We start from the raw sequence: 12043 nt of genomic DNA on the forward strand, positions 1-12043 counted from the left end.
AACTTGACATATCTTCTTCACTAATTTCATTGTATAAATAGAAATTGATTAATAACATAGAGTAATGTATCATTTACCATATACTTAATTTCATATATAAGGGGTTGGGTTTACCGTGAACGGTGATTTGTGGAATCGTTCCCTAAGGCTGATTACTCATGCTTACTGGGAAAACAAAAAACAATTTAGTTTAGAGGTGGACACCTATCCTACATGGATTTTGTTTGCTGTTGAATCAGGAAGTTTTAATTATCAAATCGAAAATGAAAGCGGAACCATCTTAGAAGATGAATTTGTTTTCTGTCCTCCTGGTTGTGCCTTTCACCGTGAAGCTTTATCCCCACTCGCCTTACATTTTGTTGGATTTGATTTTGATAAGCCGTTAATATCCGAAAATGATGCACTGCCCCGGTTCAAGGCACAGCCAAGTGATAAACACAGAGTCGCTTCTAACTTTTCGTATTTACGAATGCTCTATCTTGCAAGGGATCCACGTAGCATATTACGAAAACAACTGATGATCAATGATGTATGGCAGCTTGCCTGTAGTAGTTGGGACACTGTAGCCAATAAAGATGAATTTGATGATTTGACAGATTTAAGCAACACAGATGATGAACTAATGAAATGGTCAGTGAAATGGTTAATGGAAAGAGCTCATACCACTTTTAGTATCCGTGAATTATCCGATGCCGTTGGATTAAGTCCTGCGCAGTTTTCAAGAAGATTCAAGAAAGCCTTTCGGATGAACCCATCAGAATTAGTAAGAATTTTACGGATTCGAAAAGCTGCAAAACTTTTACTGAATACAAATTTAACTTTAGATCAAATTGCAGAGAAATGTGGTTACGATAATGGTTTTTACTTAAGTCGAGTGTTTTCTCGCTATATGAATATTAACCCCTCCAAATATCGGCAACAAAACAAAATTTGATCAATTACAGCTGCATTCATCTGCTTATAAAACTATATTTCCAATCAAAGAGGCTAAGACAAAACCGAACTACTAGTTTCATACACCCCGCTCCGGAAATATACTTCGCTTTCCGCGGGCGAGTGGCAAGCCTCCTCAGGCTGGGCTGCTCCCCTAATGTTGGACACTCCTTCCAACATTAGGAGGTCTTGAAAATGTCCAAGTATAGTAATGAGTTTAAGCTGCTAGTAGCCCAACGGTATGAAATTGAAATAATTAGTTATCGTGACCCAGCATTGATGAATCGGCTGTTCGTTCTTGGATCTTTTTTAATTATGTCCCAGCCTCATTGGTCAATCAAAACTTTTTATCTAAATAGCTATTTTGAATTCTCAATATACGTATCATAGGCTGTTTGATAGATATCAATAAAATCTTCTAATCCCATCTGATTTAAAGTATTTATATATTCATCCCAATCTTGATCGATCCCACCTTCTGTAATCCATTTTGCCGCCATCTGATCGGTATGAACTGTAATATCCGTATCGTATCGGCTGATTCCTTTATATTGTTCATTTGTAAATAGTACCTTTGGATAAATCCAATCTTCCATATAAGGTTTTCGTAATTCATACCATTCAGGACTATCTGGATCTAAATGACCTTCTTTTAAATTCGATGTATCCAATTGTTCTTGTTGTTCATTTGTAAAACCATATACAAAACTATTATATGGTGTTTCTTTCACCCGCCATTCTCCTGAACTATATCCTTCTGGAGCATCAATAATTTCATATTTATCACCTACTTTTTCAACTCGATTCGGCCCCTGACGAAGCATAAAGGACATTTCTGGTTCATATGCACGATCTACCCAGCGCATAGTGGCTTCTGGATTTGCATTGGATTTCGTAATCGCGAACATGGCCATATCAAGCTGTGGATTTTTCAAGCCAGTAGCTTGATCACCCTTAGGTCCTTTTAAAGGAATGATCGGAGAATCATAATCCCAATTATAGTCTGGATTCGTAATTTGATCAGGACTCCAACCAAAGAAAGCTCCTACAGATGCTTCATCTTCCGCCGCTAATTTAGAAAGCAATTGTTGCGATTCTAGAGAGAAAATTTCCTGATCAACTAATCCTTCTTCATATAAAGAGCGAATATATTTTATGACTTCCTTATATTCAGGTGTAGCCCTCACAAACTCCACCTTTCCATCTTTCACAATAAATTTCTCATCTAAAGTACCAAAAGAACCAAATAAAACACCAAGACCGTGTAAACCATCTCCATAAATTCCTGTTAAAGGCAGGCCTAGTCCTTCTTCCTTAAATGCTAGTAATGCTTCTTTAAATTCTTCTGTTGTTTCTGGCATATTCATGTCTACTTTGTCTAACCATTTTGTATTAATCCATAATGTATTTCCATCTGAACGCTTATATTCAGCCATATTCGCTAAAGGCAAAGCATAAATATGTCCATCTGGGGCAGTAATAGCACTTCTCACTTCAGGATATTGATCTAGAAAACTAGTTAGATTTGCCGCATATTTGTTAATTAAATCCTCAAGCGGAATAAATACTCCTTGTGAGCCCATTTGTACAACATCGGAGTTGGTTAATTTTAACATGACATCTGGTAAATCTTGACTAGCCCCTAATAATAAATTACGTTTCTCTGCCCAGTCTGAACTAGGTGAAAGTTGCCAATCAATGTTTATATTTGTGCCTTCATTTATCCCTTTAATCGTTTCAAGTTCATTCCAATTTGACCCCGTCCTCGCATCATAAGAGCCAGCAATTGTTAAGGTGATTTCTTCATTCACAATTGGCAAACCAGTTTCATTGAAATTGTCATCTGGCTCACTTTTGGCTACATTTGTTTCATTAGATGATTTAGAACAGCCTGATAACACCCAGACAATTGCACTAACGATCAAAAACGTTGATAATAAATTTCTTCTCCATCTCATTTCCTGTTTCCCCCTTATTGATTTTATTATTGAACAGAAACCCGAATTAAAGATTCTGGTGCAACCACCAAGTCATTAACCTTTTATAGAGCCAATCATAACGCCTTTCACAAAGTAACGTTGTAAAAATGGATACAAAGCTAATATTGGCAAACTCGAGATGATTATTAACGCGTATTTGATTAATTCTTTATATTGTTGTTGTTCCACAATTAACTCCGGATCTACTGCTCCTTCCGTTGCCTGGGCTGCTTCTTGACTTGCGACTAGAATACTTCTTAAAATCAACTGGAGTGGATATAAAGCTTGATCATGTAAATAAATTAAAGCAGGAAAATAGGAGTTCCATTCAGATACTGCACTAAATAACGCCATCACAGCAATAATTGGTGTCGATAAAGGCACGACAATACTGAAGAAAAACCGAAACGTTGAACAACCATCCATTTGTGCTGATTCTAATAATTCATTGGGAATCGTCGTTTGAAAAAACGTTCTCGTTACGATCAAATGATAAGCAGAAACAGCAGATGGAACAACAACAGCCCAAATGGTATTCATCATTTTTAAATCTTGAACAAGTAAGTAGGAAGGGATTAATCCCCCACTAAAAAACATGGTAAATACTATCGCGAACATGAAGAAATTTCTTCCAAATAGATCTTTCCTTGATAGAGCATAACCTGCTGTTGTGACCAACGATACGCCAATTCCAACAGATAAAGCGACATAAAGTAAAGTGTTGCGGTAACCAACCCATACTTCCTTATTTTCAAGTAATATTTGATACCCTTTTAATGTGAAACCAATCGGCCAAAACATTACCTTACCAGCGTTGACGGCATCTGGTTCACTAAATGAAGAAATAAAAATTAAATATAAAGGATACATGACGATCAGAAGGATGATTGTCAAAATTCCATAATTGATAAAATCAAAGATTTTGTCACTTCGAGATTTTGCTATTCTTTGCAAAGTTATCCCTCCTCGTTTAAAACAAAGACTGTTGCTTCATTTTTTTAGCAAACTGGTTCATCATGATTAATAGAATAAAATTGATCACGTTTTCGAATAGCCCGATAGCAGCTGCATAACTAAACTGAGAACTTAAAATACCTGTCTTATAAACATAAGTCTGAATCACTTCAGATGAACTAATATTCAAAGTATTTTGCATAAGCAATACCTTCTGAAAACCTAGGGAGACAAATTTTCCAATATCTAAGATTAAGAGAATCATCACAACTGGCATAATTCCAGGTACATCAATATGACGTACTCTTTGAAATTTACTAGCTCCATCCACGATTGCTGCTTCATGTAATTGGGGGTCAATAGAAGTCAGGGCTGCTAGGTAAATAATTGCACTCCACCCTGTTGTTTGCCAAATTTCAGAACCAATATAAACGGTCCTAAACCAACTTGCCTTGCCCATAAAGTAAATCGGGTCTCCGACAAAAAGTTGAATAATATTATTAATAAATCCATTCGATGGCGAAAGGAAAATAAATAACATTCCCACAAGGACAACGACAGAAATAAAATGCGGTGCATACGTAACCGTTTGGACAATCTTCTTAAAGCGCGTCCTTGTCACTTGATTCAACATTAAAGCGAAGATAATGGGGATTGGGAACGAAAACAGTAATTGATAAAAATTGATAAGTAATGTGTTTTTTAAAAGATTCCAAAATTGATAGGATTGAAAAAATCTTGTAAAATGGTCAAAGCCCACCCATTGACTTCCCCAAATACCATTAACTGGCACAAAATCCTTAAAAGCTATTTGTAATCCATACATAGGTACATATTTGAATATAAAAAAATACGCTAATGTTGGAAACAGTAAGACATAAAGCTGCAAATTTCCGCCTATTTTCTTTAATGTATGGAGGAGCTTGCTTTGTCTAACTGTATCCGCTTCCATATTTGTTATCGTTTTCGTATCTATTTTCATAATCCCCCACCTTTCCGCATTTTTTTATATCGAATTGAAATACTTGTTTGATAGTCACTTAAAGTCCTTGTTCAAAAATAGAGCATAAAGGCCTGATGTCCGCTTAAAATTGTAGAACTAATCCATCATAAGCACACTCAACATTCATAGGACGAAGTACTTCACTCATCTCGTGATGTGGCAGGCAATGCTTATGTGTAAAATGGGTTGCATGAATGCTGGTTCGTTCAGTAATCGCATTAATATTTCTCATTTTCGTAATCATGGTCCCTACCCCATCTACACTCAAATGTCGTGTTTGCCCGGCTTTAAATCCAGTATTTGTCCCGACTGCACATTCGATAATCAGTTGATCTAATTCTATGTCTTCCAGATGCGGCCATACTTCCTCCTTGTACACTGCTGTGTCCGATGCGATTAATACTTTGCTTTTGCCATCATCTATCAAATAGGTTACAGCGTCTCCTATTGACGGGATATGAGTTGCCTTAAGAGCCTTAATAGAATACGGATAAAGGTCTATTTGCTCAAATGGAAGGATAGGCTTTCTTTTCAAGCCTACATCTGCATCCCTGACATCTGAATCGCTTAATAAGGCCATAACAGAGGGTGGAGCTACGAATGTTAAAACCGGTAATTCCTCATATGTGTGATAGCCTAATTTGCGTAAACCTATATTCTTCACATCAAAATGGTCATGATGGCTATGTGTAACTAGGGCATATTTCGTGTTGATTAAATGCACCTCATGCATGGAACAAGCTACAAAAAGATCTGCCCCCATATCCACTAATAAATCATCGTTAATTAAATACATACACCTTTTCCTGAGGTCATACCCACGATGCTTTCGTGCATAGGTACATGTTCTACAGTCACAAAATGGCGATGGAATTTGATCAGGTCCTGCAGTACCTAAAAATGTTAATTTCATGTGAAAACCTCCTCAATACTAATCGATTGCCTTTTAGGTAACATTGATGAGTCGTATTATTTAGTAAATTCCTTTTCAACAAGATGGCGAGTACAATTATAAAGTTTATAACTCACACCTTTTTCCGTATCTTTTATAATGGTAACAGAACAATTTTTTACTAAATCATGTGGATCTGTTTCATTTGGACATATTTCATGTAATGTTTGAATTAGAAATTTACCATGCGTAATCACCAATACTTTTTTTCCTTTATACTGTTTTAATGTGTCTTCCACAAACTGAGCCCCTCGTGCTCGTAAAGCTTCAATGGTTTCCTCACCTAGATCAAGCTGGTGCCAATTCTCACCCCAGATTTTAATTCTCTCTTCTTCAATGGTCCCTTCAATTTGCCCTCGCGAAATCTCTCTTAATCGCTTATCAAAGAAAATAGGCAAATTTAAATAGGAAGCAATAATTTCTGCCGTTTGGCGGGCTCGTAATAAATCACTTGAAATCATAACTTCCCAATCTTCTTCGGCCAGCCGCTTCCCAACAGCATGTGCTTGCCTCATGCCTGTTTCATTTAATGGATTATGTGAGTGACCTTGTGCTCTCTTTTCAATATTCCAATTTGTGTTTCCGTGTCTTACAAAACCAATTTCAGTCATTATTTCACTCCCCTATTTATCTTATAAGAAAAAGAGTTCGTTTCCTTGGGATCTTCTATTACACTTTTATATTAGAGAACCGGTTTTTAATTGTACATACAACTTTTCATCATGGTCCATATACTTATTTTCAGAGAGATTAAGGGCACACCAGATTTTTTATTACTTTTATGAAAAAAAACGAAAGCTGTGCCTAAAATAACAAGGCACAGCTTTCTTTATAAGCTTACATCTTCCTTAAAAAGATATTTTTGAATTGCGCGGGCGACCCCATCCTCTTCATTTGTTGTTGTGATTTGATCTGCTACTTCTTTTAATTCCTTCTCAGCATTGCCCATCGCAATGCCCAAACCAGCCGCTTGGATTAATTCAAGGTCATTTCGATTATCTCCAATCGCCATAACTTCTGCCATTTCAAACCCTAAATGTTCACAAAGGTTCTGTATGCCTGTCGCCTTTGAAACATTGACAAGTGAAATTTCAACAATGCGATTCGACGACCATGTGATATTTAATGTTTCACTACTTTTTAGTTTATCTCTTAATTGTTGAACGGTCCGTTCATCATTATGACTAATGCCAAATTTGAAAAAATTCGTTGCAAAGGTATTATCTGTCCAATCTTCCATCTTGACATGGTCTGTATCGTTATATCCCCAAAACTTTCCCCCAGACTCAAGAGCCATTGCGTGCAGCATGCGAATATCCTTTTGCTTAATATAAAACCTTTTCACAAGCTCTCCAGGTTTATTCCAGATCTCAGCTCCATTGGCAAGTACCATTGGTGACTCTAAACCCAATTCTTGACGAATTCGTTCAACTCTTTGTAATCCTCGACCTGTTGTCAAAACTACGATAACACCAGCGTCAGCTGCTCGTTTTATCCATTTCTTATTTGCTTCAGATACGCTTTTATTACGGGTTAGAACCGTTTCATCTAAATCTAAGGCTAATACTTTATACTTCACCATGTAATCGACTTCTCTCCTTTTTTATTCAATCAATTTAAGTATCTATTGGTGGTGAGTTCAGGAATGATAGATTGTGATTTTCATTATATCATATTGATTTGTCCAGTTTATCAAGTTTTGAATCCCACCCTTACCGTTGTGGAAAGTATCCTTGTTTTTTGAATAGTGCTTACTCTATAACACAAAAGGCATTGAACGACCTCTTGCGTGTCATTCAATGCCTTTCAATTCTCGTTCATACTTGTTAATACCTATTCTTTCGCCATTGATTTCTTATATGAGGTTTAATATCTTGAGGTCCTTCTCTATTCTGACGCTCTGCATCTTTTTTAAAGACTTCCATCGCTTTGATATAAAGTAGATTCATTCTTTAGACCTCCTCAATGCCTAGTTATTTGTATTATTTCCATTTGGGCCTTGAGCAAAACTTCAAATTTTAAATCTTGTTCTTGTGTCAGTATTTTCTCTCGTTTGTGCTCCTTTCTTCCGCATTAAGAGGACTGATACACGACTTCTCCAACGTATTGCCGCCATCTTTTTTCTCGCAACAACATTGTAAAAAAATCATGATTCATTGAAGATTAAGGGATGGAAGAATTTGAAAGTATTGACTTAAAAATATTAATCTAGTATAATTAAACTTGTCTTTAACATAATATATTGATTCTGTAGCTCAGCTGGGAGAGCGCCACCTTGACAGGGTGGAGGTCGCTGGTTCGAGACCAGTCAGAATCACTACGAATCGTCAAATGTTGATATAACAGCGTTTGGCGTTTTTTTATTCTAGGAAATTATAAAGTGAAGCTTCAATCGATGCAAAGAATGTGTTAGTGCAGACGTAGCGATTGTTATCGCGAACTTCATCATGATCCTCATCCCCCACTGAATGTCAGAGGATCGCTGGAGCTAGATTAGGGTATTTAGCTTCTCCGTATTCTTTAAAGCCTTGTGATGGTATTAACTCCTAGCCTATGGATTTGTTGCATGATGCCCTGTTGATGGAAGGAATGAACTGAATAATCGGTTTAAGAATAGAATGTATTAGAAACGAAAATGAGTTGGATTAAATACACATGAATAATCATTTGAAGGAAATAATCGGTTATTTTCTCCTGACAATTGGAACTATACAATCGGCCATCGGCAATACTCCTCAATTACATTTAAGCGAAAAACAAAGCTATCAATTGCGATTGATAGGAAATGTTTTGCAAGCTTCGGGAAGTGCATTGGCCGCAGATGGCCAAGGTTCAGTATCTCTCGAAAAAATCGGAGATGAAATTCAAGAAACAGGGAATTCTACCGTTTTCACAGGGATGTTGCTTTATGGCTATTCTGAGGAAGAGACAGAACAAAGAGTAGTTATTGCAGGAACTTGGATGCAGGCTTTAGGGAGTTTTGTAGGACTGGCAGATGAGTTTTTTGATAGTACAGAAGCTGGAAGAGCGGAAAATATTGTTGGAAACCTTTTACAAGGCATTGGGAACTCCTTGCAAGCAATAAGTACTATTCAGGAACTGCACGGAAATAACTCGGAACAAGGTCAGATTGGGACAGTGGGAAGTTGGATTCAGACTACAGGATCTGTTATATCCTTGATTGGCCAAATCCAAGAGGAAGCGGAGGAAATACGTCTCAACATGAATGAATAAAATAATTATAGGATTGTATTTAAAGCATCTTTATTATTAGATGCTTTTTTGATACGTCAAAATTAGGAGATAGAGAACTATTGTAGAGATATTTAATACTGAAGGACTCCATCTTATGATAAGGTTAAATACTTTTCATCATGCCACAGGACTTACATTTTCGGATTAACTTACCCTCTTGTAAATAGCTGTGAAAAGCAGCATTATTACAGTTGTCACACCGACCGCTGTTTATATCAGGGTGCTCCTTTAATATGTATATAGTATTAAGATCATATTTTTCAGTGTCTATGGTGATCATCCTTTCTTGATGCCTAATATATATTAGCACAAAATTGTCATAATAACAGCTTTTATTTGTGCTATACACTCTAGTAAGAGATATTATAGGAACCTAAAGTTCACTACTTAACTTAATAACTCTTTCCAAAGTGATGAATTAACATTGCTTAATACCAATTACGCAAAAAGAGGTGATGAAATGAAAGTTTTACTTGTAGCAGTATTATCCACTAATCCTTTAACAGCTACTCTGGAGAATATTTCATCATCATATTTCCACGCAATTCAGTTAAATCCAATCTTCGTCCTTGGAACTTAACGTTTTACTTATATCCCAGCCTTTTCATTCCACATTATCAAGACAGTATGGATGGATATACGATAAAATCGTTACATTTCTTGTTGGAAAGTCCCCTCTTTTCTTGTAACTCAATCGGACTGTTAGTTGAAGGAAATTAGTATTAGTACCTCGAATAAGTAATGTATAAACTAAATTAGCGAGGTATCCATCTATGGATCAAAAATTTATTGAAGCATTCACTCAAGAAATTCAATCCATTGGAGCAGTTAAATTTGGTATTGAAATGAGTGATTTAACCCATATTGGCAATTGGCAGAATTTTATATATGAGTACTCAAAAAATGATCAAGATTACATATTAAGGTTTACTCCTAATGCTCATCGTAGTGTAAATGCAGTAAAGGGAGAAATTGATTGGCTTCTTTATTTAGCCAAAAACGGTGTCTCTGTATCTAGTCCCATCCAATCTAAACAAGGTGTTTATGTAGAGGTAATTGATAAACCCGATGTGAAATTCATTGTGACATCTTTTATAAAAGCAGAAGGTTCAAAGATTGATTATCCTGAGTGTCTAAGTGATACAAATCTATACTACAACCTTGGTAAGATTATGGGGAAAATCCATTGCTTATCAAAAAGCTATAAACCAAAGGAGGAATCTATTTGGAGGCACGACTGGAACCAGAATTATTATCTGCAAAACATTCGAAAGTTTGTCCCATCAGATCAATATTTAGTTTATCAATCTTGTGACGAACTCATTGAAAAAATCCAATCCAGTTTTCCTAGAGATGAGCATTCCTATGGACTTATTCACGGTGATATAGGAGTTGGAAATTTCCTAGTAAAGGATAAAGGAATAATCACTCTTTTTGATTTTGATGAGGCACAGTATAGTTGGTTTGTTGAAGATATTGCTATACCCTTATATTATTTTGTTTATGTTTATGGAGGCGAAGCTGGAAAAGCGAGTAAGGAATCTCAAGCTCGCTTATTTATGGAGCATTTCTTAAAAGGATATAAAGAGGAAAACTATTTTGATGAAAAATGGTTAAAACAGATTCCTATTTTTCTACAATTAAGAGAAATAATTGTTTATATTGGCTGTTATCGCAGTTGGGATTTATCAAACATAGACCAATGGAGTATCGATTTTTTGAAGGAAAGTAAAGTAAGAATTGAGACGAGTGAACCGGTTGTTAATATATGGAATTAATAGGATATTAATGAACGAGTTAAGAAAATAATTGGTAAGAGCTCGGCATATGGCCAGAATTTTGCAATCAAAAGAGTTCCTCTATCATAGTCATTGGAGGTTAGTATGTCTGTTGAAATTTTGCCATTTACTGAAATATATGCTGAATCGGTTAAGCAATTGATTATTAATGTTCATCAAGAGTTTGGTTTTGATTATGATCGAAGACTAGACGTCGACTTGGATAAGATATCTCACATCTATGGAGGCCGAGGTGGATTTTGCATTGCTATTGATAACGGGAACATAATTGGGACCTCAGCTTTAAGAGAAGATACCCAATGTACAGGGACTCTGAAGCGTATGTACCTGCTACCACCCTTTCGTGGAAAAGGAATAGGTCAAATGCTGTTACGACAGGTGATTGAACATGCAAAGCAACAGGAATATGAAGAAATTCTTCTCGATACGGTTACCTGGCAAAAAAGTGCAGTAAAATTATATGAAAAATATGGATTTATAAAAACTGGCTATAAGGGTTCTCAACTTTTTTATCAGCTTACATTGGCAAACCGATAATGAATGTGTTTTTATAGACTTATAATCTCAACTTCATAGCTTTGGATTATTCCATCTCTAGCATATTTATAATTTGTTTGAAAAATCCCCTTGATCAAGCATTTTTTTATTTTTCTGGTGTAAGATAGAGAGTGGAGGGATACGATGAACATAAGAAATTCGGCAAAAGCGATTATTATTCAAGATGGGCAATTGTTGGCAATCAAAAAACAGGATACCGATGGGATTTATTATATTTTACCAGGTGGCGGCCAAGAGCATGGAGAAACGCTTTATGAAGCATTAGAAAGAGAATGTGTAGAAGAAGTCAACGCAAGTGTAAAGATTGATCATTTACTATTTATCCGTGAATATATTGGAAAAAATCATGAACATTTTACCTTTGATTCAGATGTGCATCAAATTGAATATATGTTTTTGTGTCAAATAAAGGGAAATTCTAATAATGTGGGAAATGGCCGCTCGCCTGATGATGGGCAAATCAGTGTGGAGTGGCTGCCTTTAACGGAGTTATTAAACTATAGGCTCTATCCTCAATCCATACGCCAGTATGTTCTTGATCATGTTGAGGGGAATAATCTTCCTGTTTATTTAGGAGATATCAACTAAAATACATATTGTTCACTATACA

Annotated in this window: 13 protein-coding genes and 1 tRNA gene; 7 read left to right on the plus strand and 7 right to left on the minus strand. The window is 36.1% G+C overall.

From position 1 onward, the window contains the following. Nucleotides 1–115: 115 nt before the first annotated feature. A complete protein-coding gene (locus IPU53_RS25470; protein ID WP_207452041.1) occupies nt 116–934 on the plus strand; it encodes a helix-turn-helix transcriptional regulator in 819 nt (272 codons plus the stop codon). A 194-nt stretch (nt 935–1128) separates the two neighbouring features. Next, nucleotides 1129–1323, plus strand: a complete 195-nt coding sequence (locus tag IPU53_RS16110; protein ID WP_207452042.1) for a hypothetical protein — start codon at nt 1129–1131, stop codon at nt 1321–1323. Here IPU53_RS16110 and IPU53_RS16115 read toward each other — a convergent pair. From IPU53_RS16115 to IPU53_RS25305, 7 genes are all read right to left on the minus strand, one after another. After that, on the minus strand, nt 1293–2891 hold the full coding sequence (locus IPU53_RS16115) for an extracellular solute-binding protein (protein ID WP_207452043.1): 1599 nt from the start codon (nt 2889–2891) through the stop codon (nt 1293–1295). The genes IPU53_RS16110 and IPU53_RS16115 overlap by 31 nt on opposite strands. A 75-nt stretch (nt 2892–2966) precedes the next feature. Further along, on the minus strand, nt 2967–3866 hold the full coding sequence (locus IPU53_RS16120; protein WP_207452044.1) for a carbohydrate ABC transporter permease: 900 nt from the start codon (nt 3864–3866) through the stop codon (nt 2967–2969). Nucleotides 3867–3882: 16 nt separating this feature from the next. Then, complete coding sequence (locus tag IPU53_RS16125; RefSeq protein ID WP_207452045.1) at nt 3883–4848, minus strand: ABC transporter permease; 966 nt, start codon at nt 4846–4848, stop codon at nt 3883–3885. A 103-nt stretch (nt 4849–4951) separates the two neighbouring features. After that, entirely contained in the window at nt 4952–5782 is an 831-nt protein-coding gene (locus IPU53_RS16130) for an MBL fold metallo-hydrolase (RefSeq protein WP_207452046.1), read from the minus strand. Nucleotides 5783–5838: 56 nt separating this feature from the next. Then, nucleotides 5839–6432 carry a histidine phosphatase family protein gene (locus tag IPU53_RS16135; protein ID WP_207452047.1) on the minus strand — a complete coding sequence of 198 codons (594 nt, stop codon included), beginning with the start codon at nt 6430–6432 and terminating at the stop codon, nt 5839–5841. Nucleotides 6433–6650: 218 nt separating this feature from the next. Further along, nucleotides 6651–7403: a Cof-type HAD-IIB family hydrolase gene (locus IPU53_RS16140; protein WP_207452048.1), complete on the minus strand. Its 753-nt coding sequence runs from the start codon at nt 7401–7403 to the stop codon at nt 6651–6653. Nucleotides 7404–7647: 244 nt separating this feature from the next. Next, nucleotides 7648–7770, minus strand: coding sequence for a hypothetical protein (locus tag IPU53_RS25305; RefSeq protein ID WP_278253297.1), 123 nt, complete (start codon nt 7768–7770; stop codon nt 7648–7650). A 295-nt stretch (nt 7771–8065) separates the two neighbouring features. On the opposite strand from IPU53_RS25305, the gene IPU53_RS16145 reads away from it, so the two are divergent. From IPU53_RS16145 to IPU53_RS16165, 5 genes are all read left to right on the plus strand, one after another. After that, nucleotides 8066–8138: transfer RNA gene (locus IPU53_RS16145), tRNA-Val, on the plus strand. A gap of 338 nt (nt 8139–8476) precedes the next feature. Next, entirely contained in the window at nt 8477–9055 is a 579-nt protein-coding gene (locus tag IPU53_RS16150) for a DUF6944 family repetitive protein (protein WP_207452049.1), read from the plus strand. A gap of 794 nt (nt 9056–9849) precedes the next feature. Beyond that, entirely contained in the window at nt 9850–10854 is a 1005-nt protein-coding gene (locus IPU53_RS16155; RefSeq protein ID WP_207452050.1) for a phosphotransferase enzyme family protein, read from the plus strand. A gap of 105 nt (nt 10855–10959) precedes the next feature. Beyond that, nucleotides 10960–11412, plus strand: a complete 453-nt coding sequence (locus tag IPU53_RS16160; RefSeq protein ID WP_207452051.1) for a GNAT family N-acetyltransferase — start codon at nt 10960–10962, stop codon at nt 11410–11412. Nucleotides 11413–11556: 144 nt separating this feature from the next. Then, nucleotides 11557–12021: an NUDIX domain-containing protein gene (locus IPU53_RS16165; protein WP_207452052.1), complete on the plus strand. Its 465-nt coding sequence runs from the start codon at nt 11557–11559 to the stop codon at nt 12019–12021. The last annotated feature ends 22 nt before the right edge of the window (nt 12022–12043 follow it).

It is taken from the genome of Bacillus sp. SD088, from assembly GCF_017355205.1.
In the GTDB taxonomy this organism is placed as follows: Bacteria; Bacillota; Bacilli; order Bacillales; family Bacillaceae_C; genus Lederbergia.